The organism is Kocuria sp. KKT182 (assembly GCF_055635395.1).
The window spans coordinates 2,021,706-2,046,407 of record NZ_CM145757.1; the positions used below are offsets into that span (position 1 = coordinate 2,021,706).

Here is a 24,702-nt window from a genome sequence, read left to right on the forward strand (position 1 = left end):
GTTCGCGCGTCCCGCCGGACAGTCACGCCGGTCGTCACAAACCGCCACGAACCGTCGTGACGGGACACAGGGGTGGACACGGGGCCCGGTGTGTGCAAGGACACCGGGCCCGCGTCGTCCCGGCGGCGTCCCGTCCCGGCGGGGACGGGCCCCGGCGCGCCCGGACGCGGGGAGGTAGTGTCGTCCCGGTGGCACGCCGGTGCCGCCGTCAGCCCGGGAGCGTCCCCTGTGGAGTCGTGCTCCCTCCCGTCGAGTGCCTGAAGGACCGCCATGGCATCCTCCGCTTCCGTCTCCACCGAGACCCCCTCCGGTCCGCCGCGCAACGGCCTGGACCGCTTCTTCAAGATCAGCGAGCGCGGCTCCTCGGTGGCGAGCGAGGTCCGCGGCGGCGTGGCGACGTTCATCGCGATGAGCTACATCGTGGTCCTCAACCCGCTGATCCTCGGCTACGGCCCGGACGGCGCCGGCAACGTCCTGGGCGGTGAGCGGGTCGCGGCCGTGACGGCGCTCGTCGCCGGGGTGCTGACCATCCTCATGGGCGTCGTGGCCCGCGCCCCCTTCGCGATCGCCACGGGCCTGGGCGTCAACGCGTTCCTCGCCGTGACGATCGTGACCACCCCGCAGCTCACGTGGCCCCAGGTGATGGGGCTGGTCGTGTGGGCGGGCCTGATCATGTTCGTCCTGGTGCTCACCGGCTTCCGCACCGCCGTGTTCAACGCCGTGCCGGCGTCCCTGAAGACCGCCATCGTGGTGGGCATCGGCCTGTTCATCGCCCTGATCGGCTTCGTGAACGCCGGCTTCGTGCGCCGCATCCCGGACGCCGCCGGCACCACCGTGCCCGTGCAGCTCGGCGACGGCGGGACGCTGCTGGGCTGGCCCATGCTCACGTTCGTGGTCGGCCTGCTCCTGACCGTGGCCCTCATCGTCCGCAACGTCCGCGGCGCGATCCTGATCGCCGTGGTCGCCACCACGATCCTCGCCCACGTGCTCGAGGCGGTCGTCCCGTCCGGCTCCTCCGTGGACGCCCCCACCGGGTGGTCGCTCGTCGTGCCCGCGGCCCCCACCTCCTTCGTGGCGCTGCCGGACCTCTCCCTCGTGGGCTCGGCCGCCCCGCTCGAGGCGTTCCGGAGCCTCGGGGCGCTCGCCGCGGCGCTGCTGATCTTCACGATCCTGCTCTCCATCTTCTTCGACGCGATGGGCACGATGGTCGGGCTCTCCCAGCAGGCCGGGCTCGTGGGCCGCAACGGGCAGATCCAGAACGTGGACAAGATCCTGCTGGTGGACGCCGCCGGCGCGATCGCCGGCGGCGCGGGCTCCGTGTCCTCCAACCAGATCTTCGTGGAGTCCTCCACCGGCATCGCCGACGGCGCCCGCACCGGCCTGGCCAACGTGGTCACCGGCGTGCTGTTCCTGCTCGCCATGTTCATCACCCCGCTGGTCAACGTGGTGCCGTTCGAGGCCGTGGCCCCGGCCATGGTCGTGGTGGGCTTCCTCATGGCCAAGCAGGTCGTGCGCATCGAGTGGGACGACTGGGGCCTGTCCGTGCCGTCCTTCCTGACGTTCGCCGTCATGCCGTTCACCTACTCGATCGCGGACGGCATCGGCGCGGGCTTCGTCTCCTACGTCTTCATCCGGCTCGTGCAGGGCCGCGGCAAGGAGGTCCACCCGCTCATGTACGTGGTGGCGGCGGCCTTCGTGGTGTTCTTCGGCAAGGGCGTGGTCGAGGGCTGGATGGCGTGATCGACGACGACGCCCGCTGCCCCTGCGGCACCGGGGAGACCTACGGCGCGTGCTGCGGGCGCTTCCACGGCGGCCGCCCGGCGCCCACGGCCGAGCTGCTGATGCGCTCGCGGTTCAGCGCCTTCGCCGCCGGGGACGATGCCTATCTGCTGGCCACGTGGCACCCGGGCACGCGCCCGGCGTCCGTGGACCTGGACCCCGCGCTGCGCTGGACCCGGCTCGACGTCCACGGGGTGACGGGCGGCGGCCCCTTCGACGACGAGGGGTGGGTGGACTTCACCGCGCACCGGCGCGGCCCGGACGGGGCCCGGGGGGCCCAGCGGGAGAACTCCCGGTTCCGGCGCGAGGACGGCCGGTGGTACTACGTGGACGGCGTGCTCGCCTGAGCCCGCCGGCTCAGTCCTCCTCGAGGTCGGAGAGCACGCAGAACTCGTTGCCCTCCGGGTCGGCCAGCACCACCCAGGTCACCTCGGGCCCCTGGCCCACGTCCACGCGGCGGGCGCCGAGGGACTCCAGGCGGGCGACCTCGGAGTCCCGGTCGGTGTCCACGGCGCGCAGGTCGAGGTGCAGCCGGTTCTTGACGGTCCGGGGCTCGGGGACGACCACGAAGTCGAGGTGCGGGCCGCTGCCCTCCGCGGGCACGATGCCCACGAACCCCTCGGCCTCCGCGTGGACGACGTAGCCCAGGGCGGCGCACCAGAAGCGGGCGAGGGTCTCGGGATCGCGGCAGTCGACGACGACGGCGGACAGGGTGCTGGTCATGCGCTCAGCCTAGGCCCGGCGCCGCCGCCCGGGAAGCCGCCGCAGGACCCGGGGCGCATGCTTCAGGACCCGGGGCGCGTGCCGCAGGACCGGCCAGTAGGAGCCCGGGAGGGCTCGCGCCACGAGGTCCGGCAGCACGGCGCTGGGCGCCACGAGCAGCCGGTTCCGGCGCCGCTCCACCGCCCCCAGGATGTCGGCGGCCGCACGCTCCGCCGGATAGCTCAGCAGCGCCGCGAAGTCCTCCCGGTCCTTCCGCGCCCGCTCCTCCGACACCCCGGCCGGGGTGCGGGCGGTCTCGGCGATCCTGGTCCGGACCCCGCCCGGGTGCACCACGGTGACCCCCACCCGGCCCGCCAGCTCGTGGCGCAGGCCCTCGGAGAACCCGCGCAGGGCGTACTTGCTCGCGGAGTACGCCACCTGCCCGGGCGGGGCGACGAGGCCGAACAGGCTGGAGAGGTTGACCAGGTGGCTGCCGGGGGCGGCGAGCAGGGCGGGCAGCAGCTCGCGGGTGAGCACCACCGGCGCCCGGAAGTTGATGTCCATGAGCCAGTCGAACTCCTCGGCGGAGACCTGCTCGAAGGTCCCGCCCAGGCCCACCCCCGCGTTGTTGACCAGCAGGTCGATCCGCGGGTGCTCGGCCCGGATCCGCTCGGCCACGCCCGGCAGCGCGGACAGCTCGGCGAGGTCGGCCACGACCGTGCGCACCGGCAGGTCCGGGTGCCCCGCGCGGATCGCCCCGGCGACGGCCTCGAGTCCCGCGGCGTCCCGGTCGAGGAGCACCAGGTGGGTGCCGCGGGCGGCGAGGCCGTGGGCCAGCTGCTCGCCGATGCCGGAGGCGGCGCCGGTGAGCACGGCGGTGGCGCCGGCGAAGCGGAAGGGTGCGGACGGGGACACGGGCTGCTCCTGGGATCGGGGTCGTGGATCGGGGTCGTGGATCGGGGCCTGCTGTCCAGTGTGCGGGCGGGCACCGGTCACCGCTTGACCCACCGCGACAGGAAGTTGACGCGCGGCGACACCGTCAGCCGGCGGGAACGCCCCGGCGGCGGACGTCCCGCGGCGGGGCGCCCCACCAGCGGCGGGCGCACCGGGTGAGGGCCGAGGACTCCGAGAGCCCCACGAGCCCGGCGATCTGGCCGAGGGGGACGTCGGTGGTGGTGAGCCAGCGCAGGGCGGCGCTGCGCCGGGCCTCGTCGAGCACGGCGCCGAAGGTGGTGCCCTCCTCGGCGAGCCGGCGCTGCAGGGTGCGGGGGTGCAGGTCCAGCACCCGGGCCACGGCCTCGATCTCCGGGGCCGCGGTGCCGAGCAGCTGCACGAGCACGCCCCGGACCCGGGGCGCCCACGCGGAGCCGGGCCCGGGGAGCTGGGTGTCGAGGAAGGCGAGCGCCACCTGCCGGACCCCGGCGTCCCCGTGCAGCGGGCGGGCGAGCGTGCTGGTGGGGATCCGCAGGAGGACGTCGGGGCGGCCGGTGCGCACGGGTGCCCCGAAGAACTCCTCGTAGACCCGCAGCGGCGCCGCCGGCCGGTGGGCCAGCTCGACCGTGCGCAGCCCGTAGCGGCCCCCCACCAGGGAGCTCAGGGCCCGGTGCAGCAGGCCCAGGCCCAGGTCGGTGCCCTGCGGGCTGCCGCGCCCGGGGTCCCGGGCGGTCGCGGCGGAGCCGCCGTAGCGCACCGCCGTCACCCCGCGGGCCCCGTAGGGGTCCGGCACCAGCGCCAGCTCGAGGGACGGGGCGTGGACGAAGAGGTAGCGGGAAGTGCACTCGAGGGCGTCGCGCACCGTCTCCGAGTGGCGGGCGGCGAGCGCGAGCGGGCCGAGCACGCCCGGGTCCTGCCGGGCGGCGACCCGCAGCCCCAGGTCGGGGCAGTCCAGCTCCCGGGCGGCGGTCTCCAGCACCCGCGCGACGGCCCGCTCGGGGACCAGGAGGTCGTCGGTGTCCAGGGCCGACCGGGGCAGGCCGGCGGCGTCGGCCAGGGCCTCGGCGTTCCCGCCAAGCTCCGCGACCGCGGCGCGGAAGCCGCGCAGACCTGCGGACCGGATGACCGTCATGTCGCCCAGGGTCAAGCAATCGTCGCGCAGCGTCAAGTCCTGGCGGGCGCGCCGGGCGATCCTGGAAGCATGCGAGCACCTTCCACCGCCAGCGAGCCGCCCCGCGAGATCCCCGGCGGCACCGACCACCGGGACGTCGTCGTCGTCGGAGCCGGCCTGTCCGGCATCGGCGCGGCCTACCGCCTGCAGACCGAGCGCCCCGAGCTGTCCTACGCCGTGCTGGAGGCCCGGGACGACCTCGGCGGGACCTGGGACCTGTTCCGCTACCCGGGCGTGCGCTCCGACTCGGACATGTTCACGCTCGGCTACTCCTTCAAGCCGTGGCGGGACCCGCAGGCGCTCGCGGACGGCCCGTCGATCCTCGCGTACATCCACGAGACGGCGGAGCAGTTCGGCATCGACCGGCACCTCCGCCTCCGCACCCGGGTGGTCTCGGCCGACTGGTCCGGCGCCGAGCAGCGCTGGAGCCTGGGCCTCGAGGTGCGGGACGAGGACGGTGCCGTCCACCGGCGCAGCATGACGTGCTCGTTCCTGTACTCGTGCGCCGGCTACTACGACTACGACCGCGGCCACGACGCCGCGCTGCCCGGCCTGGAGGACTTCGGCGGCCGGGTGGTGCACCCGCAGTTCTGGCCCGAGGACCTGGACTGGACGGGCCGGCGCGTGCTGGTGGTCGGCAGCGGCGCCACCGCCGTGACCCTCGTGCCGGCCATGGCACGGACCGCCGCGGGCGTGACCATGCTGCAGCGCTCCCCCACGTGGATCAGCGCAGTGCCCGGCCGGGACCGGCGGGCCGACGCGCTGCGCCGGCTCCTGCCCGCGGGGCTCGCCCACCGGGTCATCCGCGCCAAGAACATCCTGTTCAGCATGGCCGTGTACCAGTTCTGCCGCCGCCGCCCGGCCGCGGCCCGGGCGTTCTTCACATCCCGGGCCGCGCGCATCCTCGGCTCCGAGGAGCTCGTGGCCGAGCACTTCACCCCGTCCTACGACCCCTGGGACCAGCGGTTGTGCGCCGTTCCGGACGCGGACCTGTTCAAGGCGCTGAAGCGGGGGCGGGCCGAGGTGGTCACCGGCACGATCGACACGTTCGTGCCCGAAGGGGTCCGGCTGAGCGGGGGCCGGGTCCTCGAGGCCGACCTCGTGGTCACCGCCACGGGTCTGCGGCTGCTCCCCTTCGGCGGGATCGTCCTGACCGTGGACGGGACGCCGGTGGAGCTCGCCGAGCAGTTCGTGTGGAACGGGGCGATGCTGACCGGCGTGCCGAACTTCGCGCTGTGCATCGGCTACACCAACGCGTCCTGGACCCTGCGCGCGGACCTCACCCACCGGCTGGTGTGCAGGGTGCTGCGGCACCTGGAGCGCCACGACGCCGGGGCCGTGGTGCCGCGCGCCCCCCGGGGCATGGCCGAGCAGCCGCTGCTGGACCTCAGCTCCGGCTACGTCCGGCGCGCGATCGGCGCCTTCCCGCGCCAGGGCGACCGGCACCCGTGGCGGGTGCGGCAGAACTACCTGCTGGACTCCGCGACCACCCTGCGCACCCCGCTGTCCCGCACCCTCGACCTGATCCCCCGCACCGCGGCCCGCCGCGGCGCCCGCCCGCAGGAGACCCACGCATGACCGACCGACACGCGCCCGTCCCCGCCGCAGACTCCCCCGCCGGCACCCCGGAGGCCACGACGACGACGGTGGAGGTCGCCGGCCGGCCCGTGCGCATCCGCCGCTCCGGGCCCGCGCAGGCGCCGCCGGTCGTGCTGCTGCACGGCATCGGCCGGAGCCTCGAGGACTGGTCGGCCGCCCACGACCTGCTGGCGCGGGACCACTGCGTGCTGAGCATGGACCTCCCCGGCTTCGGGCTCACCCCCGCCGGCGCGGACCGGCCGGGGCTCGGGACGTTCGCCCGCGCCGTGGTCGGCGTGCTCGACGCGCTCGGCGAGCAGCGGCCGGTGCACCTCATGGGCAACTCCCTGGGCGGCGCCGTGGCCATGACCGTGGCCGCCGAGCATCCCGGGCGGGTCGCGGGGCTGCTGCTCGCCAACAGCGCCGGGTTCGGCCGGGAGGCCAACGTCTCCCCCCTGCCCATGGTGTGGGCGGGGCTGTCCCGGCTGCCCGTGGTGGGCCGCCGGTTCCGGCCGCTGGCGCGGGCCGCCGCGGTGCGGTCGAACCAGAACTGCTTCTTCGACCCGGCCCTGGCCACCCCGGAGCTGCTGCGGCACGCGGCGCGGGTGGGCGCCCAGCCGGACTTCCGGGCCACGTTCCTGGGCACCTACCGGAGCATCGGGCTGCCGGTGATCGGCGTCCTGCCCGGCTGGCGGAGGGCCCTGCTGGAGAAGGTGCGGGCAACGGGCCTGCCCGTGCTCGTGGTGTGGGGCGAGGCCGACGCCGTGCTGCCGGCCCACCACGCCGAGGCCGCGGCCGCCGCCCTGCCCGGCGCCCGGCTGCACGTCTTCCCGGACACCGGGCACATGCCGCAGATCGAGCGCACCCAGGAGCTGGTGGAGCTGGCCCGGGAGTTCGTGGCGTCGGTCGAGGCCTCGCGCGCCTCCCGCTGATCCCCGAGCCCACCGGAACGCCGCCGCGGGGTCGCCTCCGCGCCCAGCACACGCGGCGGGTCGCGTTCCGACGTTCAGCGCGGCATGTTCTCGCCGATGGCGACCCCTCGACCGACAGGGGCGCGACGACGGGTGGGCGCCGCAGCCGCGGATCAGCGCTCGGGGACGGCGGCGTGCCGGTCGGCCGCCCAGGATCCGAGCAGCCGGAGCCGCTCGGCCGAGGGCGAGCCCGGTTCGGCGGTGTAGATCATGAGGACCTGCCCGGGCTCGGCGGTGACGGCCAGCTCCTCGTAGGCCAGCGTCAGCTCCCCCACCACCGGGTGGCGGAAGCGCTTGGTGCCGGTGCCGTGGGTGCGCACGTCGTGGGCGGCCCACAGGGTGCGGAAGGTCTCGCTGCGGGTGGACAGCTCCCCGACCAGGTCCTGCATCGCCCGGTCGTGCGGGTCGCGGCCGGCCTCGGCGCGCATGATCGCCACGCACATGCTCGCGAACACCTCCCAGTCCGGGTAGAACTCCCGGGAGGCCGGATCCAGGAACTGGAACCGGGCCAGGTTGGGGGTGCGTCCGCCGTCCCCGAGCAGCGGGGCGTAGAAGGCGCGCCCCAGGGCGTTGGTGGCCAGCAGGTCCTGGTGCTGGTTCCGCACGAACGCCACCCCGCCGGTGATCGCCTCCAGCGCCCACTGCAGCCCCGGCCGGGAGCTCGCCTGCCGCGACGCCCGGCGGCGCGGGCGCCGTGCGGCGGACACGCCGTCGGCCGCCCGCGCCAGGTCGAGCAGGTGCGCCCGCTCGGTCTCGTCCAGGCGCAGGGCGGCGGCGACCGCCTCCAGCACCGAGGCCGAGGCCCCGGCGACCGCCCCGCGCTCGAGCTTGGCGTAGTACTCCACGCTCACCCCGGCCAGGGCCGCCACCTCGGAGCGGCGCAGCCCCGGCACCCGGCGGTTGCCCCCGGCCGGCAGACCGGCCTGGGCCGGGGTGAGCTTGGCCCGGCGCGAGACGAGGAAGTCGCGGACCTCGGTGCGGTTGTCCATCCCGCCAGGATAGGGCGCGGCCGGACGGTGGAGCGTGGGGACCTCAGGGACGCAGCTGCGCGGCGGCGGCCTCGCGGTGGCCCGGTTCCCCGGACGCCAGGGCGAAGAGGGCGTAGTTGAGGGGTCCTGCGGCCACGAGGGCCTCGCAGCGGTCGGCGAGGCGGGGTTCGTGGCGGCCGGTGAGCTCCTCGTAGGCGCGGACGGTCGCCGCGAAGGACTCGGGCGGGGCGATGAGGTGCTGGTACATGAGGTCCAGGGCCGGGTCGCCGACGCCGGCCGTCGTCCAGTCCAGGACGGACAGGATGCGGCTGCTGTCGTCGAGCAGCAGGTGGGCGGGATAGAGCTCGCCGTGCGTGAGGACGGTGCGGCGCGGCCACAGCCCGTCGTCGTCGAGCCAGGCCCGCCACCGGGCCGCGAGCTCCGCGGCGACGTCGAACTCCCCGAGCACCCGCTCGAGGTCGGCCGCCCACCGCCGGCGCACCTGCTCGGGGGTCTCGGCGGAGACCCCCGCCGCCGCGGCGGCGGCGGGGTCGAGGCGGTGGAGGGACGCGACGACCTCCGCCAGGGACCGGGCGTGCTCCGGGGAGGCGGTGTCGTAGTGCCAGACCGGCTGCCCCGCGGCGTCGAGGGTGAGACCGGGCCGGCCGGGCAGCAGCGGATAGGCGACGAGCTCCGGCCCCGCGATCCGCCAGTCCGGCACGGCGACCGGGAGCCGCGGGCGCACGAAGTCCAGGATCCGCAGCTCGTCGGCCACCTTCGCCGCGACGTCGGGGCGGCGCGGGATCCGCAGCACCCACTGCTCGCCGCTCCCGGAGGCGGCGGCGAACGCCACCCGGTAGTCCAGACCCGCCTCCTCGAACCGGACGGTCCCCGGTTCCAGGTCCAGGCCGTGCCGCCGGGCGAGGCCGCGCACGTCCTGCTCGGTCGCGGGCTCAGGCGCCATCGCGCGCCCCCTCGGCGACGGGGTCGTGGCGCGGCGGGGTGCCGCCCACGAAGGAGCGCACCCACGCCTCGTCCTTGTACTGGGCGGGCACCGCGCCGCCGAGCAGCTCCCGGCCGAGCGCGGCCGCCCCGGGCGAGCCCTCCAGCGGCAGCGGGGCGGAGGAGGCGGCCAGCACGATGTTGCCGTAGCGGCGGCCCTTGAGCATCGCCGGGTCCGCCACGGCGGCGACGTGCTCGAACACCTCGGACAGCGCGGCGAGCTCGGCGCGCGCCCCGGCGAGGTCCCGGGTGTCGCCGCAGTTGAGCACGTACAGCCCGCCGGGGGCCAGGACGCGCCGCACGTGCCGGGCGAACTCCACCGTGGTGAGCGGCTCGGGGGTCACGGCCCCGGCGAAGACGTCGCGGACCACGACGTCCCGGGTGGCCGGGCTCAGCGACTCCGTGACGGCGCGGGCCTCCCCCACCCGGATCCGCAGCAGGGGGGCGCGCGGGAGGTCGAACCACTCCCGGACCAGCTCGGCGAGCCGCCCGTCGAGCTCGACGACGACCTGCCGCGCGGCCGGGTGCGCGTGGGCGAGGTAGCGGGCGAGCGAGCAGGCGCCGCCGCCGAGGTGCAGCACCCGCAGCCGCTCCGGATCCGGGTGGGCGGCGAGGTGGGCGTCCACGACCGCGGCGATCCAGCGCATGTACTCGAAGTCCAGCCGCTCGGGGTGCTCCGGGTCCACGTGGGAGGAGGGGACGCCGTTGACGTGCAGCACCCAGGAGCCGGGGGCGTAGGCGTCCGGGACGAGCTCGGCGGTGCCGGTCGAGATCTCGTAGCTCCCGGCCGCGGGGCCGGTGGGCCCGGCGGGCGCCGGCGCCGTGCGCGAGCGGCGGGACGCCCGGCTCACGCGGTCCCCGTCCGCAGCATGCGGTGCATGCGCTGCCCGGTCCAGGGCCCGCCGGCGGGGAAGGACTCGGCCAGGGCCCGGAAGCCGTGCCTGGCGTAGAAGCGCTCCGCGCGGGCGTTGCCGTCCATGATCCACAGGTACGCGTCCGCGGAGCCGATCGCGGCCTCCTGCAGGGCGGCGCCGAGGCCCGTGCCGTGGGCGGCCCGCAGCACGTAGAGCTGGAACAGCTGCAGCGGGACGAGCGGGGCGGGCACCCCGGCCCGCCCCTCCCACGCGGCGGGGGCCGGGCCGGCGGAGACCAGCCCGAGGGCGGCCCCGTCGTCGTCGACCGCGAGGAGGGTGCGCGCGTGCGGGTCCGCGAGGAGGGCGAGGTCGTAGCCGGCGGTGCGCTCGGCCGCGGCCTGCTGCCGGTCGGCGAAGGCGTCCCCGAAGAGCGGACGGTAGGTCTCGTCGAGGCAGCGCAGGTGCAGGGCGGACCAGGCCCCGGCGTCGGACGGTCCTGCGGTCCGCAGGCGGACCGCCGCGGGGGCAGCGCTCAGGACTCTATGGCCTGCCGCTGGATCGCGGCCTCGAGGCGTTCGACCTTGCCCTGCAGCTCACCGGTGTGGCCGGGGCGGATGTCGGCCTTGAGCACGAGCGAGACCCGGGGCCCGTAGCGGCCCACGGCCTCGGTGGCGCGCTTGACGACGTCCATGACCTCGTCCCACTCGCCCTCGATCGTGGTGAACATGGCGTCGGTCTCGTGCGGCAGTCCGGACTCGCGGACCACGCGGACGGCGGCGGCGACGGCGTCGTGGACGGAACCGCTCGGGTTCTCGCCGCCGGACGGGGAGACGGAGAAGGCAACCAGCATGCCCCCATCCTCCCACCCGGCGGCGTCCGGGTGAACCCCGGGGCCGGCGGATCAGTCCGCGGGGTCGACCCGGCGGATCACTGGGCGGATCACTGGGCGGTGAGCTGCTCCAGCACGGCGTCCTTGGAGGGATCCTTGGCACCCTGGTTCCAGGGCATCTTCGAGAGCACGTTGGCCATGGCGCAGGTGTTGGACAGCGCGGAGTACGCGAGTCCGCCGCCGACGCCCGCGGCGACGGCGCGCAGCTTCGGGGAGACCAGCTGCCCGCCCACCACGCTCGCCAGCACGAGCGAGCCGGCGACCATGCGGACCTGACGGTCCATGGCCCAGGTCGAGGCGCCGCGGACGACCGCGCCGCCGGCCTTCTCGAAGTCGTCGACGGTGCCGTCGACGACGTAGGTGTTCTCGGTGCCGGCCGAGGAGAGGATGTCCTGGGCGCGGGTGGCCCGGGCGCCGGAGCGGCAGATCAGGGCGACCTTGCCGCCGAGGGCCGCGGCGATGTCCTGCGCGTGGTCGGCCACGAGGTCGACGGGGACGTTGTAGGCGCCGTCGATGTGCTCGGCGGCGAACTCGGCGGCGGAGCGCACGTCGAGGACGGCGACCTCCTCTCCGGACTCGATCCAGGACTTCAGCTCGGCGGGGGCGACTTTCGAGGTCATGCGGCAGTTCCTTCCGGGTGACGGTGGGTGTGACTCCATGATGCACTATACCCCCCTGGGTATGCAAGATCCCCCAGGGGGTATAGAATCGTCGGAGCAACCACCACACCCAGGAGCGCCCCGTGCAACTCGACCCCCAGGACCTCACCCCCACCATCAACCGGCTCAAGCGGGCCCAGGGCCAACTCGGCGCCGTCATCCGCATGCTCGAGGAGAGCCGCGAGTGCAAGGACGTGGTGACGCAGCTCTCCGCGGTCTCCCGCGCCCTCGACAAGGCCGGCTTCTCCATCATCGCCACGGGCCTGGACCAGTGCCTGCGCTCGGAGGACCCGAGCCTCGACAAGGCCGAGCTGGAGAAGATGTTCCTCTCCCTGGCCTGAGCGGCCCCGCACCCGGCCCTCCGGCGGGTGGGCCCTAGACTGGGCACGGACCCAGCCCGACCGTCGGAGGACCCCGCCACCATGACCCAAGGCATCTACGTCAGCGCCATGACGCCGCAGTCCGGCAAGTCGCTCGTGGCCCTCGGCCTGGCCGACTCGCTGTTCCGCAAGACGGACCGCCTGGGCTACTTCCGGCCCGTCCACCTCGGGGAGACCCCGGCGGAGGACCCGATGGTGCAGCTGATGAAGCGCAACTTCGACCTCCCGGACGAGCGCTGCCGCGGCGGCATCTCCCTGGCGCGCACCCGGGAGCTGCTCGCCGCGGGGGACCACGACGAGCTCGACGCGATGGCCGTGACCGTCTACGGCGAGATGGCCCGGCACTGCGACGTGATCGTGGTGGACGGCACCGACCTCCTGGCGCACAACGCGGCCACCGCCGAGTTCGACATGAACGCCCGGATGGCCAACAACCTGGGCGCCTCCGTGCTGGCCGTGATCGGCGCCGACGAGTCCGAGAGCCCCGAGGACGTGCTCAACGCGGTCGAGGTCACCCGGGCCGAGCTGAACCAGGTGCGGTGCGACATCTTCGCGGTCATCGTCAACCGCGCCCGCCCCGACTGGGTGGAGCAGATCGAGCACAACGCCGCCCGCGGCGTGCGGGGTCTGCCCGTGTACGTCATCGCCGAGAACGAGGCGGTGGCCGCGCCGACCGTCGCCGAGCTGCGGGACCGGCACGGGTTCGGGGACGGCCCGTCCGCGGTCTCCCTGGACCGGGACGTCAAGGGCGTGAAGATCGCCGCGATGACCGTGGGCCACTACCTCGAGCAGCTCGCCGACGGCGACTTCGTCATCACGCCGGGGGACCGCTCCGACATCGTCGTCGCGTCCCTGGCCTCCGCCCTCTCCCCCGCCCTGCCCGTCCCCTCCGGGATGCTGCTCACGGGCGGCTTCGAGACCGAGGGGCGGATCCGGGAGCTCACCGCCGCGGCGCCGTTCCCCGTGCTGACCACCGGGCTGGACACCTACCGGGCCGCCCGGGAGGTGTCCCGGACCCGGGGCACCCTCTCCGGGGCGCACCCGCGCAAGGTCGCGGCCGCGCTCGGCGAGTGGGCCCGGCGGGTGGACGGCGAGGAGCTCGTGAGCCGGCTCGACCTGCCGCGCCCGGCCAAGCGCACGCCCCTGCGCTTCCTGCACGAGCTCGTCGAGACGGCCCGGGCGGACCGGAAGAACATCGTGCTGCCCGAGGGCGAGGACCCCCGCATCCTGCGGGCCGCCGAGATGATCCACCGCCGCAACTTCTGCGACCTCACGGTCCTGGGCGACCCCGGGCGGATCGCCCAGCTGTGCCAGACGGAGGGCATCAACCTCGACTTCGCCGAGGACGGGCTGACCCTCGTGGACTTCGAGCACGACGACGCGCTGCGCGAGAAGTACGCCGGGGAGTACGTGCGGCTGCGCGCCCACAAGGGCGTGCAGCCGGAGACGGCACTGGAGCGGATGCTCGACGGCTCCTACTTCGGCACCATGATGGTGCAGATGGGGGACGTGGACGGCATGGTCTCCGGCGCCGCGCACACCACCGCCAACACGATCCGCCCCGCCCTGGAGTTCGTGAAGACCTCCGAGGGCGTGAAGATCGTCTCCTCCGTGTTCTTCATGCTCCTCGAGGACCGCGTCCTGGTCTACGGCGACTGCGCCGTGAACCCCAACCCGGACGCCCAGCAGCTCGCGGACATCGCGCTCGTCTCCGCCCGCACCGCCCGCCAGTTCGGGGTGGAGCCCAGGGTGGCGATGCTGTCCTACTCGACCGGCGGGTCCGGCTCCGGCGAGGACGTGGACAAGGTCCGGACGGCCACCGAGATCGTGCGCGGCGCGGACCCGGGGCTCGAGGTGGAGGGCCCCATCCAGTACGACGCCGCGGTGGACGCCTCGATCGCGGCCTCCAAGCTGCCCGGTTCCGCCGTGGCCGGCCGGGCGACCGTGTTCGTCTTCCCGGACCTCAACACCGGCAACAACACCTACAAGGCCGTCCAGCAGTCGGCCGGCGCCGTGGCCGTGGGCCCGGTGCTGCAGGGGCTGCGCAAGCCCGTCAACGACCTCTCGCGCGGGTGCACCGTGGACGACATCGTCAACACGGTCGCGATCACCGCGATCCAGGCGCAGGGCATGTGACCCACCGGCCCACCGCTCGCACCGTCCCCGTCCCCATCCCCACGCCCGTCGCCACAGCCCCAGGGAGTCCTCCATGCTCGTGCTCGTCGTCAACTGCGGCTCGTCCTCGCTCAAGTACCAGGTCCGGGAGCTCGAGGCCGGTGCGGACGGCGGGACGGTGCTGGCCTCCGGGCTGATCGAGAACATCGGCAGCTCGCGGATCGCGGACCACACGCAGGCGCTCGAGCTGCTCGCGGAGCGGCTCGAGGCCGAGCTGGAGGGGCGCACGATCGACGCCGCGGGCCACCGCGTGGTCCACGGCGGCGAGCGCTTCTCCGCGCCGGTGCTCGCGACCAACGAGATCATCCGCGACATCGAGCGGCTGGTCCCGCTGGCTCCCCTGCACAACCCCGCCGCCGTCCTGGGCCTGCGGGCCGTCCAGAAGACGTGGCCGCACCTGCCGCAGATCTGCGTGTTCGACACCGCGTTCCACCGCACCATGCCCGAGCACGTGTGGCGCTACGCCGTACCCGAGGAGTTCTACGAGCGGTGGGGGATCCGCCGCTACGGGTTCCACGGCACGTCCCACGACTGGGTGACGGGTCAGGCGGCGCAGTTCCTGGGCGTCCCGCGCGAACGGTTCAGCTGCGTGGTGGCGCACCTCGGCAACGGCGCGTCGGTGACGGCGGTCAAGGACGGCGCCTCCTACGACACGTCGATGGGCTACACCCCCCTGGCGGGCCTGGTGATGGGCACCCGCACCGGGGACCTGGACCCGTCCGTGGTCACGGCCGTCCTGCGCCGGGACCCCGGGATGACCCCCGAGCGGCTCGACGCCGTGCTCAACAAGGAGTCCGGTCTGCGGGCGATCGCCGGCGACCACGACATGCGCGCCGTCCAGGAGGCCGCCGACCGCGGCGACGAGCGCGCCGAGCTGGCCCTGGAGATGGCCGCCCACCGCCTGGCGAAGTACGTGGGCGGCTACCACGTGGCCGTGGACGGCGCGCAGGCGCTGGTCTTCACGGCCGGGATCGGGGAGAACGCCTCGGCCTTCCGCGCCCGCGTCTGCGGGCGGCTGGGCGCCCTCGGGGTCGTGCTCGACGACGACGCCAACGCCGCCCGCTCGCGGGAGGTCCGCCGGATCTCCGCGCCGGGATCCGCACTGGAGGTCCTCGTGGTGCCCACCGACGAGGAGCAGGCGATCGCGGCGGCGACCGCGGCGCTCGTTGCGGCCGGGACCTCCCCCGCCTGAGCGGATCCGGGCGTCACGCTCCGCCGCACCCGGGCCATGGGGCAGCCGGGTGTTCGCGAATGCGATTCCAGCGGATAGGTTCGGTGCTGGGCCCTGCGCAGGGCCCTCCCCGTGTCAGGCCCGTGCGTCAGGAGGCACCGACGATGTCCCAGCAGCCCCACCAGCCCCGGGGCCACGGCGGCCCGCCGCCGCCCGGCGCTCCTCCCTACGCGAAGGCCCGCCCGCCCCGGCCGCCGGTGACGGCCGATCTGCGGCTGCTGCTCCGGCTCACCGTGGCGTCCTTCGTGGTCGCGGTCCTCGGCAGCGCGGTGGGGTACCTGGCGGCGCCCGAGCAGTACACCGGCCTGCCCGCAGGGGCGTTCGGGACGGTCGTCCTCACCATCTCGCTCCTGTTCGGCCTCGGGTTCACCGCCGGGCTCTACGCCCTGGTGTACTTCCCGCTGCGCGAGCAGCGGCAGTGGGCGTGGATCCTCGGCATCGTCCTCGCGTCCATGGCGCTCCTGACCACCGTGGCCAACGCCGTGCTGCTGCTCGTGGTCCCGGCGGGCACGTCGATCGGACTCGTGACGGGCGCGCTCAAGGCCGCCGTGGACGTGGCCTGGCTCGTGGTGGCCGCCCGGCCGGGCGTGCGGGCGGCGCTGCGCTGAGCTCGCGGACCGGGACGCCGCAGCCCCGTCCTCAGGCCAGCCGGCGGGCCAGCCGGTCCATGACGGCGGCCAGCCGGTCGGCGTCGTCGCCCTCGAGCGCACGGAGGAACAGATCCTCGACGTCGCGGGCGTGGGCGGGCCGCAGGCGCCGGAAGGCGCGCAGCCCCTCCTCCGTGAGCTCGGCCTCGAGGCCGCGCGCGTCCTCGGCGCAGCGCCGGCGCCGCACCCAGCCGCGCTTCTCCAGCACGCCGATCTGGTAGCTGAGCCGGCTCGGGGAGAAGACCAGCCGCTGGGCCAGCTCCCCCATCCGCAGCCGGTGGTCCTCGGCGTTGCGCAGCAGCAGGAGCACCTGGTAGTCCATGAGCGAGCAGCCGTGCTCCTTGAGCCGCGCCTCGATCTCCGTGGTCAGCCGGGCGGTGGTCTCGAAGAACAGCTGCCACACGTCCCACGGGCGGGCCGCGGGCTCCGGCGCGGCCGCCGGGCGGCCGGTCACCGGCCGGCCCGGGCGAGCAGGTCCGCGAAGTCGGGGACCCCTTCGAACCCGCCGCCCCGCTCGGACCCGGCCGCGCCCGCCGGGACCTCGCCGGCCGCCCGTCCGGCCGGCTGCGCTCCCGCCGCGATCGAGCGCGCCAGCTGCGCGCCGGCCCGCCGGATGCGCGACTCGAGCGATCCGCCGGCCCAGTCCTCGGTGGCGGCGTAGACCCCCAGGGGCAGCACCAGCGCCTTGAGGTGGGTGAACAGGGGGCGCATGGCGGTGTCGAGCATCAGGGAGTGGCGTGCCGTGCCCCCGGTCGCGGCCACCAGCACGGGCACGTCCTCCAGCGCGGCGTCGTCGACGAGGTCGAAGAAGGACTTGAACAGCCCCGAGTAGGAGGCCTTGTACGTCGGGGTGGCCGCGATCAGGGCGTCCGCCCCGGCGACCGTGTCCAGGGCGGTCCGCAGCTCCGGACCGGGGAACCCGGTGAGCAGGTGGTCGGCGACGGCGTGGGCCAGCGGGCGCAGGTCCACGCGCTCGATCCGCACCGGCGTCCCGGCCAGTCCGTCCCGGGCGGCCTCGGCGAGCCGGTCGGCCAGCAGCGAGGTGGAGGACGCGTCGGACATCCCCGCCGACACCACGGCCACGGTGAGCGGGCGCGCCGCGGCGGGGTCCGGCGTCGTCGTCGTGGTGATGTTCCGGGCGCTCATCGGTGGGCCTTCTCCGTGGTCCGCCCCGCGGTCGGCTCCGCGGCCTGCGTGGCCCGGGCCCGCCCGGCGGGCGAGTCCTCGGCGCCGCCGGGCACCGGGTCCTGGCCGGCGCGGTGGCGTTCCAGCAGGGAGGCGTGGGTCGGGGCCTCCGGCACGTGGGCGGGCTTGAGCGCGGCGAACTCCTTGCGCAGCACCGGCACGACCTCCTCGCCCAGCAGGTCGAGCTGCTCCAGGACGGTCTTGAGCGGCAGACCGGCGTGGTCCATCAGGAACAGCTGGCGCTGGTAGTCGCCCGCGTAGTCGCGGAACCCGAGGGTCTTCTCGATGACCTGCTGCGGGGAGCCCACGGTCAGCGGCGTCTGCGTGGTGAAGTCCTCCAGGGACGGCCCGTGCCCGTAGACGGGGGCGTTGTCGAAGTAGGGGCGGAACTCCCGCACGGCGTCCTGGGAGTTCCGGCGCATGAACACCTGGCCGCCGAGGCCCACGATCGCCTGGTCGGCCGAGCCGTGGCCGTAGTGCTCGAAGCGGGTCCGGTAGAACTCCACCATCCGCCGGGTGTGCTCGGCGGGCCAGAAGATGTTGTTGTGGAAGAACCCGTCGCCGTAGTAGGCGGCCTGCTCCGGGATCTCGGGGGAGCGGATCGAGCCGTGCCACACGAAGGGGGCCACGCCGTCGAGCGGGCGCGGGGTCGAGGTGAAGCCCTGCAGGGCGCCGCGGAACCGGCCCTGCCAGTTGACCACGTCCTCCCGCCACAGCCGGTGGAGCAGGCTGTAGTGCTCGATCGCCAGCGGGATGCCCTGGCGGATGTCCTGGCCGAACCACGGATAGACCGGGCCGGTGTTGCCCCGCCCCATGGTGAGGTCCACGCGGCCGTCGGTCAGGTGCTGCAGGTAGGCGTAGTCCTCCGCGATGCGCACCGGGTCGGTGGTGGTGATCAGGGTGGTGGCCGTGGACAGCTGCAGCCGCTCGGTCTGCGCCGCGATGCTCGCCAGCAGGACGGGCGGGTTCGCCGGCGCCACGAACGGCGGGTTGTGGTGCTGGCCTGTGGCGAAGACGTCCAGGCCCACCTCCTCCGCCTTCTTCGCGATCTCGACGGTGGCCTTGATCCGCTCGTGCTCGGTGGGGGTGCGTCCCGTGGTGGGGTCCTCGGTGACGTCCCCGATGGTGAAGATGCCGAACTGCATGTGGTCCTCCTGCTCCGCGGCGGTGTCCGGCCGGACGGCCCGCCCCATTTCTTTCAAATTTGAACTACTACCGTCAAGCGGCGCCCGTCCCGGATTATTCCCGCCCCGGTCCGCCTAGGGTGGACGCATGCCCCTCCCCCACTTCCGTCCCACCGGCGCCGGCACCGCGGACCCGGGCGCCGTCGTCGCCGGCGAGCACTACCGCATCAGCGTGCTGAGCCCCGGGCTGCTGCGCCTGGAGTACAGTCCCGCCGGCCGCTTCGAGGACCGCCCGTCCGCGTTCGCCGTCGACCGCCGGTTCCCGGTGCCGGAGTTCCGGGTGCGGCGCACGGCGGCCGGGCTCGAGCTGAGCACGGAGCGGATCCACCTCAGCTACGACGAGCGGGCCTTCAGCCCGACGGGCCTGTCCGCGCAGATCCGCGGCGGCGTGACCAACTACCACAGCGTGTGGCGCTACGGCGTCCCCGCCCCCGGCCTGGGCGGGACCGCGCGCACCCTGGACGAGGCGGACGGCCCGATCCCGCTCGAGCCGGGCATCACGTCCCGCGAGGGCTTCGGGGTGGTCGACGACTCCGCTTCGGTGCTGCTCACGGACGACGGCTGGTACGCCCCGCGCGCCGGCGAGGAGGGCGCCGTGGACCTCTACCTCTTCGGCTGGGGCCACGACCACCAGCAGGCGCTGCGCGACTTCTACGCCCTGTCCGGGCCGCAGCCCGTCCTGCCGCGCTGGGCGCTCGGCAACTGGTGGAGCCGGTACCACGCCTACGACGAGGCCGAGTACCGGGAGCTGGTCGCCGAGTTCGATCGGCGCCGCCTCCCGTTCTCCGTGCTGGTGGTGGACATGGACTGGCACCTCACGGACGAGCACGTGGAGCGCCGGCACGGCTCGGGCTGGACGGGCTACACCTGGAACCGGGAGCTGTTCCCGGACCCGCGGGGCTTCCTCGCGTGGGCGCACGAGCGCGGCTACCGGGTCACGCTCAACCTGCACCCGGCCGACGGGGTGCGCTCCTTCGAGGACGCGCACCCCGCGATGCTCGAGGCCCTGGGGCGCGAGCCGGGCTCGGAGGAGCCCGTGGCCTTCGACGTCACCGACCGGGACTTCGTGGCCGCGTACTTCGAGGTCCTGCACCGCGGCCTGGAGGCCGACGGCGTGGACTTCTGGTGGATCGACTGGCAGTCCGGGCCGCACTCGCGGCTGCCCGGGGTGGACCCCCTGTGGGTGCTCAACCACTACCACTTCCTGGACTCCGGCGCGGACGGGTCCCGCCCGCTGACGCTCTCCCGCTACGCCGGGCCCGGCAGCCACCGCTACCCGGTCGGCTTCTCCGGCGACACCGTCATCTCCTGGGCCTCGCTGGCGTTCCAGCCGTACTTCACGGCGACGGCGGCGAACATCGGCTTCGGCTGGTGGAGCCACGACATCGGCGGGCACGTCTTCGGCGCCCGCGACGACGAGCTGGCCACCCGCTGGCTGCAGTTCGGGGTGTTCTCCCCGATCCTGCGCCTGCACTCGGGCGACAACGACTTCATCGCCAAGGAGCCGTGGCGCTACCGCTCCCCCTACGCGGAGGCCATGGAGCGCGGCCTCCGGCTGCGGCACCGGCTGGTCCCCTACCTGCACACCGCCAACCGGGCCGCCGCGGTGGAGGGCGTCCCCCTGGTCCGGCCCCTGTACCACGAGCACCCGGAGGCGGAGCAGGCCTACCGGTACGGCCACCAGTACCTGTTCGGGCCCGAGCTGATGGTCGCCCCGGTCACCTCCCCCGCGGACCCCGTGGTCACCCGCGCGGCGGTGCCGGTGTGGTTGCCGGAGGGGTCCTGGACGGACCTGTTCACGGGCACCGTCTACGACGGCGGGCGGGAGCTCGTGCTGCACCGGGGCCTCGACGACGTGCCCGTCCTGGCCCGCGCCGGCGCGATCGTGCCCCTCGCGGGGTCCGACGACGACGCCGCGCCGGGCCCCGGCAATCCCGGGGAGCTGGAGGTCCTGGTGGTCGCCGGCGCCTCGCACCGCACCGTCCTGGACGAGGACGACGACAGCGGCGACGGCCTCGACCCGGCCCGCTGGGCGCGCACCCCGCTCGCCCTCGACGCAGCCGCCGGGGAGTTCACGATCGGCCCGGCACACGGCCACCTCGGCTGCCTGCCGGCGGCGCGCACCTGGACCCTCACCTTCATCGGCCTCGAGGAGCCGGCGGAGCCGACCGTGACCGTGGACGGGAGGACCGTCCCGGCCCGCACCGACCGGCGGGGGAACGGCGTGCGCGGGCACCGCACCTCGGTCACCGTCGAGGGGGTCGCCCCCGGGGCGCAGATCGTGGTGCGGTCGGCGGGACTGGGCGCCGTGGCCGCCCAGGATCCCGCGGACCGCGTCTTCGACCTGCTCAACGACGCCCAGATCGGCTACGAGGTCAAGCGGCGGGTGCACGAGGCCGTGCGGCGCGATCCCGTGGGGGCGCTCGGGCAGGCACCCGCCCTGGGCGTGGAGGGGCCGCTGCTCAGCGCGCTCACGGAGCTGGTGCTGGCGACGCGGACCTGACCCCTGGTCGCCGGAGGTCGACCCGTCGTGGCGTGCCCCGCGCCCCCGGCCGCCGCCCGCGGCGGAGAGCTCACCCGGGGCAGGGGCCCTCCTCGTCCAGGCCGAGCTCGACGACCAGGATGGGCAGCCTCAGCCGTTCCGCGGTGAAGGACACCACGCGGGCGTGCGGGATGCCCTTCTCCCGGACGAAGCGGCAGGCGACCAGTCCGTGGTCACGGTTCTGGCCGATCATGAGCACCCAGTTCCGGCCCGCGGCGTCCAGCGCGTGCGCCTGGCGCTCCAGGTCCCTCCCGGCCGGGTCCTTCTCGGTGCTGCGCCGGGCGAAACGGGCCGCGTAGGCCCTCATGTCCTCCTCGGTGCGCAGCACCCCGGCGGCGACCCGCCGCGCGTCCTGGACCCTCAGCACGGGCGCGATCTGCTCCTCGCGGATCGCGCCGGCACGGTCCCCGCCCTCCTCCTCGGCGGACCGGCGGACGGCGTGGATGATGCGCTCGATCCGGCGCAGGCGGGCGTCGTCCTGGTGCAGCCGGCGGTAGTCGGCGATCAGCGCCTCGAGCTCGGCGTCCAGGTGGTTCTGCTCGGGCTCCTCGGGCTCGCGGCCGTCGTGCGCCGGTCGTGATGGGGACAAGCCTGCCTCCTGGGCGCTGGACGGTGACGTTCCCACGTCAACGGTGACGGCCGCAGCGCCTATTCCGCCGGACCCGGGGGCGGTGCCGGGACCGCCGACGCGAGCGGGGTTGGCATCATGGGTGCATGAGTGAGATCAACGACCCCGCCCCGCGTTCCGTCGAGCTGACCCGCACCGCCACCGGCCACTACACCGCCCGCAACGCCGAGGGGGCCGAGATCGCCTTCGGCCGCGGTGAGGGTCTGCTGTCCCCCGTGGAGCTCCTGCTGGCCGCCATCGCCGGGTGCTCGGCCATCGACGTGGACGTCGCGACCTCCCGCAGCTCGGAGCCCTCGGAGTTCCGCGTCGAGGCGACCGGACGGAAGATCCTCGAGGAGAACGGCGCAAACCGTCTGGAGGACCTGCACCTCTCCTTCCACCTCGCGTTCCCCGACGACGCCGCCGGCCGCAAGGCCGCCGGCATGGTCCAACGCCTCGTCACCCTGTCCCACGACAAGTACTGCACGGTCTCGCGGACGGTGGAGCACGGCACCGCCGTCGGCCACGACGTGAGCGTCGGCGTCGACGGTGCCGCGGGCGAGACCCCCTAGCTGTGATGTCCAGGGAGGTTGGTCAGGCGGGTGACCGGTGGCTGGCCTCCAAGTGCGGAGTGGGCTCGATGATGATTGTAGAAGTGCAGCCAGCCCGGTAGGGCATCGTCGCGCTCTGCCGTGGAGGGGTAGAACCGGGCGTAGGCCCAGCCATCGGCCAGGGTGCGGTGGAAGCGTTCGATCTTGCCGTTGGTCTGGGGCCGGTAGGGGCGGGTGCGTTTGGTCTTGATGCTCAGCTCGGCGCAGGCCTGGGCCCAGGCATGGGAGCGGTAGCAGGACCCGTTGTCCGAGAGCACCCGCTCCACGGTGACGCCCTGGTCGGCGAACCACGCCCTGGCTCGGCGCAGCACCCCGATCGCGGTGGCAGCCTTCTCATCGGTGCAGATCTCCGCGTACGCCATCCGGGAGTGGTCATCGATCACGGTATGCACGAAGGCGGTCCCGATCAGGGGGCCACGTACTGGGCCTTTGCGGCGTTGAGTATCGGTGGTGGCGCGGTTGCGGTCGCCTTGCTGCTTACCGAGGTAGCGCCAGCCACCTCCGTCGGGGATGTTGCCGAACTTGGTGACGTCGACGTGGATCAGTGATCCGGGATGGTCGTGTTCGTAGCGGCGCAGGGGTTCGCCGGTGACCCGGTCGATGCGGGAGAGCCGGTTGATCCGGCAGCGCACCAGCACCGCATGCACGGTCGAGGCCGGCATTCCGAGTCGGCCGGCGATCTGCACTGGGCCCAGCCGGTGTCGCCACCGCAGGGCCACGATCCTCCGGACCACCCCGGGGGCGGTCTTGGTCGGGCTGGTGCGCGGGCGAGAGCTGCGATCAGCCATCCCGGCTTGGCCTTCGGCCCGGTAGCGGTCGGCCCATTTCTTGGCCGTGCGGGCAGAGACCATGAACATCTTGGCCGCCGCGGCGTAGGTCCACTGATCCTCGACGATCAGCCGGGCCAGGCGTAGGCGTGTACGAGGGGTCAGGACGGCGTTAACGTGGGACATGAAGGCCTCCGGTGGGTGAAGCGGTGAACTAGACAGCTCCACTTCACTACCGGAGGCCTTCCCGTGTCAGCCCGACTCACCGCCTTGCGGCGGGACAACCTCCCTGGACATCACACCTAGCCGACCGCACGGGGTTCCGCACGGTCGGCCCGGCGCGGCCGGACCCCGGTGTTCACCGGGCGGTCATGTGCTCGCCGCCCGGGCGGGTCAGGATGAGCACGCCTACACTGCGCTCAAGAGACCCTGACCGGAGAGGAACGGCCGATGCCCGACGGAAAACGGCAGTGGATGCCCGCCGACCAGTGGGCCGTGCGGGAGAACCTGCGGGAGTTCATCGACCACCTCACGCAGATGGGCTACACCGTGCCCCACGGGCACGAGGAGGACCCGGACCTGATCGACCCGGGGGGCTCGGCCGTGGAGACCTGGCGGGAGGACCACCCCTACGACGAGCTGATGAGCCGGGAGGAGTACGAGCTGGAGAAGTACAAGCTCCAGATCGAGCTGCTGAAGTTCCAGTACTGGGGCCAGGACCACGACCTCCAGCACGTCATCGTGTTCGAGGGCCGGGACGCCGCCGGCAAGGGCGGGACGATCAAGCGGTTCACCGAGTACCTCAACCCGCGCGCCGCCCGGGTCGTGGCCCTGACCAAGCCCTCGGACCGCGAGGCCGGGCAGTGGTACTTCCAGCGCTACATCCGCCACCTGCCCACCGCCGGGGAGATGGTGCTCTTCGACCGCTCCTGGTACAACCGCGCGGTGGTGAAGCCCGTGATGGGCTTCTGCACCCCGCAGGACTACGCGTGGTTCATGGACCAGGCCCCGGTGTTCGAGAAGATGCTCGTGGACTCCGGCATCCACCTCACCAAGCTCTGGTTCTCCGTGACCCAGCAGGAGCAGCGGACCCGGTTCGCGATCCGCCAGATCGACCCCGTGCGCCGGTGGAAGCTCTCCCCGCAGGACCTCGCCTCCCTGGACCGGTGGGAGGACTACACCGAGGCGAAGGAGGAGATGTTCCTGCGCACGGACACCGACCACGCTCCCTGGACCACGGTGAAGTCCAACGACAAGAAGCGGGCGAGGATCAACGCGCTGCGCTTCTTCCTGGACCAGTTCGACTACGAGGACAAGGACCCGTCCGTGGTCCACCCGGCCGATCCGCTGATCGTGCGCCGCGGCCGCGACGCCGTCGGCGACTGAGCCCCGCGGCGTGGAGACGTGGCCGGCGCTGGTCGCCGGGATCGGCTCGGGCCTCGTCGGCGGGTTCTACCTGGCGTTCTCCCTGGTGGTGATGCCGGCGCTGCGGCGCCTCCCCGGCGGCGCGGCGGCCTCGGCGATGATCGCCGTCAACCGGGCCGCGGTGCGGGCGCCGTTCCTGGTCCTGTTCTTCGGCACCGCCCTGGCCTGTCTGGTCGTGGTCGGCACGAGCCTCTCCGCACCCGGCGGGCCGCTGCGCGTGCTGGGTGCGCTGGCCTCCCTGGCGGGCTGGGTCCTGACCGTGGCGGTCAACGTCCCGCTCAACGTCCGGCTGGCCCGCACCGATCGCCGGACCGTGGTGTGGTCCGCCTACGCGCGGCCGTGGACGCGGGCCAACCACCTCCGGGCGGGACTGTCCGTGCTCGGCGCCGTCGCCCTGCTGCTGCCCGTCCCCTGATCCGGGCCCCGGTCCGGCCGGGCCGCG

26 protein-coding genes are annotated in these 24,702 nt (G+C 74.2%); 12 read left to right on the forward strand and 14 right to left on the reverse strand.

The features are described 5' to 3' along the window. Positions 1 to 270: 270 nt before the first annotated feature. Both ACZ2G1_RS09360 and ACZ2G1_RS09365 read left to right on the forward strand, forming a co-directional pair. Positions 271 to 1,740, forward strand: a complete 1,470-nt coding sequence (locus tag ACZ2G1_RS09360) for an NCS2 family permease (protein ID WP_109221797.1) — start codon at positions 271 to 273, stop codon at positions 1,738 to 1,740. Then, a complete protein-coding gene (locus ACZ2G1_RS09365) occupies positions 1,737 to 2,126 on the forward strand; it encodes a YchJ family protein (RefSeq protein WP_229587925.1) in 390 nt (129 codons plus the stop codon). The genes ACZ2G1_RS09360 and ACZ2G1_RS09365 overlap by 4 nt, the downstream gene beginning before the upstream one ends. A 10-nt stretch (positions 2,127 to 2,136) precedes the next feature. Here the strand turns inward: ACZ2G1_RS09365 and ACZ2G1_RS09370 are convergent, their stop codons facing one another. From ACZ2G1_RS09370 to ACZ2G1_RS09380, 3 genes are all read right to left on the reverse strand, one after another. Further along, the gene (locus ACZ2G1_RS09370) at positions 2,137 to 2,502 is read right to left on the reverse strand and encodes a VOC family protein (protein WP_109221799.1); all 366 of its coding nucleotides are present in this window, start codon (positions 2,500 to 2,502) and stop codon (positions 2,137 to 2,139) included. 9 nt (positions 2,503 to 2,511) lie between these two features. After that, a complete protein-coding gene (locus ACZ2G1_RS09375) occupies positions 2,512 to 3,396 on the reverse strand; it encodes an SDR family NAD(P)-dependent oxidoreductase (protein ID WP_470376610.1) in 885 nt (294 codons plus the stop codon). A 124-nt stretch (positions 3,397 to 3,520) separates the two neighbouring features. Continuing rightward, positions 3,521 to 4,546 carry an AraC family transcriptional regulator gene (locus tag ACZ2G1_RS09380; RefSeq protein ID WP_470376611.1) on the reverse strand — a complete coding sequence of 342 codons (1,026 nt, stop codon included), beginning with the start codon at positions 4,544 to 4,546 and terminating at the stop codon, positions 3,521 to 3,523. Positions 4,547 to 4,615: 69 nt separating this feature from the next. Here ACZ2G1_RS09380 and ACZ2G1_RS09385 point away from each other — a divergent pair, with 69 nt between their 5' ends. Next, positions 4,616 to 6,163 carry a flavin-containing monooxygenase gene (locus ACZ2G1_RS09385; protein WP_136341835.1) on the forward strand — a complete coding sequence of 516 codons (1,548 nt, stop codon included), beginning with the start codon at positions 4,616 to 4,618 and terminating at the stop codon, positions 6,161 to 6,163. After that, on the forward strand, positions 6,160 to 7,095 hold the full coding sequence (locus ACZ2G1_RS09390; RefSeq protein WP_081994315.1) for an alpha/beta fold hydrolase: 936 nt from the start codon (positions 6,160 to 6,162) through the stop codon (positions 7,093 to 7,095). Before ACZ2G1_RS09385 ends, ACZ2G1_RS09390 begins: the two co-directional genes overlap by 4 nt. Positions 7,096 to 7,247: 152 nt before the next feature. Here ACZ2G1_RS09390 and ACZ2G1_RS09395 read toward each other — a convergent pair whose 3' ends face one another. The 6 genes from ACZ2G1_RS09395 to ACZ2G1_RS09420 all read right to left on the reverse strand — a co-directional run bounded on the left by ACZ2G1_RS09395 (position 7,248) and on the right by ACZ2G1_RS09420 (position 11,467). Continuing rightward, positions 7,248 to 8,123 carry a helix-turn-helix domain-containing protein gene (locus tag ACZ2G1_RS09395; protein ID WP_095649856.1) on the reverse strand — a complete coding sequence of 292 codons (876 nt, stop codon included), beginning with the start codon at positions 8,121 to 8,123 and terminating at the stop codon, positions 7,248 to 7,250. 43 nt (positions 8,124 to 8,166) lie between these two features. Then, positions 8,167 to 9,066 carry a macrolide 2'-phosphotransferase gene (locus tag ACZ2G1_RS09400; RefSeq protein WP_470376612.1) on the reverse strand — a complete coding sequence of 300 codons (900 nt, stop codon included), beginning with the start codon at positions 9,064 to 9,066 and terminating at the stop codon, positions 8,167 to 8,169. Continuing rightward, on the reverse strand, positions 9,056 to 9,955 hold the full coding sequence (locus ACZ2G1_RS09405) for a spermidine synthase (RefSeq protein WP_017833003.1): 900 nt from the start codon (positions 9,953 to 9,955) through the stop codon (positions 9,056 to 9,058). The genes ACZ2G1_RS09400 and ACZ2G1_RS09405 overlap by 11 nt, the downstream gene beginning before the upstream one ends. Next, positions 9,952 to 10,494 carry a GNAT family N-acetyltransferase gene (locus ACZ2G1_RS09410; RefSeq protein ID WP_470377720.1) on the reverse strand — a complete coding sequence of 181 codons (543 nt, stop codon included), beginning with the start codon at positions 10,492 to 10,494 and terminating at the stop codon, positions 9,952 to 9,954. The genes ACZ2G1_RS09405 and ACZ2G1_RS09410 overlap by 4 nt, the downstream gene beginning before the upstream one ends. Beyond that, positions 10,491 to 10,808 (reverse strand): thiamine-binding protein, encoded by a 318-nt coding sequence (locus ACZ2G1_RS09415; protein ID WP_017833001.1) that lies wholly within the window; start codon positions 10,806 to 10,808, stop codon positions 10,491 to 10,493. The genes ACZ2G1_RS09410 and ACZ2G1_RS09415 overlap by 4 nt, the downstream gene beginning before the upstream one ends. An 89-nt stretch (positions 10,809 to 10,897) precedes the next feature. Further along, positions 10,898 to 11,467, reverse strand: a complete 570-nt coding sequence (locus tag ACZ2G1_RS09420) for a rhodanese-like domain-containing protein (RefSeq protein WP_035925495.1) — start codon at positions 11,465 to 11,467, stop codon at positions 10,898 to 10,900. 122 nt (positions 11,468 to 11,589) lie between these two features. Here ACZ2G1_RS09420 and ACZ2G1_RS09425 point away from each other — a divergent pair, with 122 nt between their 5' ends. The 4 genes from ACZ2G1_RS09425 to ACZ2G1_RS09440 all read left to right on the forward strand — a co-directional run bounded on the left by ACZ2G1_RS09425 (position 11,590) and on the right by ACZ2G1_RS09440 (position 15,900). Then, the gene (locus ACZ2G1_RS09425) at positions 11,590 to 11,847 is read left to right on the forward strand and encodes a metal-sensitive transcriptional regulator (protein WP_017832999.1); all 258 of its coding nucleotides are present in this window, start codon (positions 11,590 to 11,592) and stop codon (positions 11,845 to 11,847) included. An 81-nt stretch (positions 11,848 to 11,928) separates the two neighbouring features. Continuing rightward, a complete protein-coding gene (gene pta, locus ACZ2G1_RS09430; protein ID WP_470376613.1) occupies positions 11,929 to 14,022 on the forward strand; it encodes a phosphate acetyltransferase in 2,094 nt (697 codons plus the stop codon). A 73-nt stretch (positions 14,023 to 14,095) separates the two neighbouring features. Then, positions 14,096 to 15,253, forward strand: coding sequence for an acetate/propionate family kinase (locus tag ACZ2G1_RS09435; RefSeq protein ID WP_017832997.1), 1,158 nt, complete (start codon positions 14,096 to 14,098; stop codon positions 15,251 to 15,253). A gap of 143 nt (positions 15,254 to 15,396) precedes the next feature. After that, positions 15,397 to 15,900, forward strand: coding sequence for a hypothetical protein (locus ACZ2G1_RS09440; RefSeq protein WP_470376614.1), 504 nt, complete (start codon positions 15,397 to 15,399; stop codon positions 15,898 to 15,900). Between the two features lie 31 nt (positions 15,901 to 15,931). Here ACZ2G1_RS09440 and ACZ2G1_RS09445 read toward each other — a convergent pair whose 3' ends face one another. The 3 genes from ACZ2G1_RS09445 to ACZ2G1_RS09455 are packed head-to-tail and all read right to left on the reverse strand — an operon-like array spanning position 15,932 to position 18,269. Further along, entirely contained in the window at positions 15,932 to 16,393 is a 462-nt protein-coding gene (locus tag ACZ2G1_RS09445) for a MarR family winged helix-turn-helix transcriptional regulator (RefSeq protein WP_470376615.1), read from the reverse strand. Then, positions 16,390 to 17,085: a CE1759 family FMN reductase gene (locus ACZ2G1_RS09450; RefSeq protein WP_470376616.1), complete on the reverse strand. Its 696-nt coding sequence runs from the start codon at positions 17,083 to 17,085 to the stop codon at positions 16,390 to 16,392. The genes ACZ2G1_RS09445 and ACZ2G1_RS09450 overlap by 4 nt, the downstream gene beginning before the upstream one ends. Continuing rightward, positions 17,082 to 18,269, reverse strand: a complete 1,188-nt coding sequence (locus tag ACZ2G1_RS09455; protein ID WP_470376617.1) for an LLM class flavin-dependent oxidoreductase — start codon at positions 18,267 to 18,269, stop codon at positions 17,082 to 17,084. The genes ACZ2G1_RS09450 and ACZ2G1_RS09455 overlap by 4 nt, the downstream gene beginning before the upstream one ends. Positions 18,270 to 18,396: 127 nt before the next feature. On the opposite strand from ACZ2G1_RS09455, the gene ACZ2G1_RS09460 reads away from it, so the two are divergent. Continuing rightward, on the forward strand, positions 18,397 to 20,811 hold the full coding sequence (locus ACZ2G1_RS09460) for a glycoside hydrolase family 31 protein (protein ID WP_470376618.1): 2,415 nt from the start codon (positions 18,397 to 18,399) through the stop codon (positions 20,809 to 20,811). A 70-nt stretch (positions 20,812 to 20,881) separates the two neighbouring features. Here ACZ2G1_RS09460 and ACZ2G1_RS09465 read toward each other — a convergent pair whose 3' ends face one another. Next, positions 20,882 to 21,439 carry a hypothetical protein gene (locus ACZ2G1_RS09465; RefSeq protein ID WP_470376619.1) on the reverse strand — a complete coding sequence of 186 codons (558 nt, stop codon included), beginning with the start codon at positions 21,437 to 21,439 and terminating at the stop codon, positions 20,882 to 20,884. Positions 21,440 to 21,564: 125 nt separating this feature from the next. Between ACZ2G1_RS09465 and ACZ2G1_RS09470 the strand changes: the two genes are divergently transcribed. Next, entirely contained in the window at positions 21,565 to 22,029 is a 465-nt protein-coding gene (locus tag ACZ2G1_RS09470) for an OsmC family protein (RefSeq protein WP_035925479.1), read from the forward strand. Here ACZ2G1_RS09470 and ACZ2G1_RS09475 read toward each other — a convergent pair. After that, complete coding sequence (locus ACZ2G1_RS09475) at positions 22,026 to 23,021, reverse strand: IS481 family transposase (RefSeq protein ID WP_115156055.1); 996 nt, start codon at positions 23,019 to 23,021, stop codon at positions 22,026 to 22,028. The genes ACZ2G1_RS09470 and ACZ2G1_RS09475 overlap by 4 nt on opposite strands. Positions 23,022 to 23,285: 264 nt before the next feature. On the opposite strand from ACZ2G1_RS09475, the gene ppk2 reads away from it, so the two are divergent. After that, positions 23,286 to 24,221: a polyphosphate kinase 2 gene (gene ppk2, locus ACZ2G1_RS09480; RefSeq protein ID WP_470376620.1), complete on the forward strand. Its 936-nt coding sequence runs from the start codon at positions 23,286 to 23,288 to the stop codon at positions 24,219 to 24,221. A gap of 10 nt (positions 24,222 to 24,231) precedes the next feature. Then, complete coding sequence (locus tag ACZ2G1_RS09485; RefSeq protein WP_470376621.1) at positions 24,232 to 24,675, forward strand: anthrone oxygenase family protein; 444 nt, start codon at positions 24,232 to 24,234, stop codon at positions 24,673 to 24,675. Positions 24,676 to 24,702: the final 27 nt, after the last annotated feature.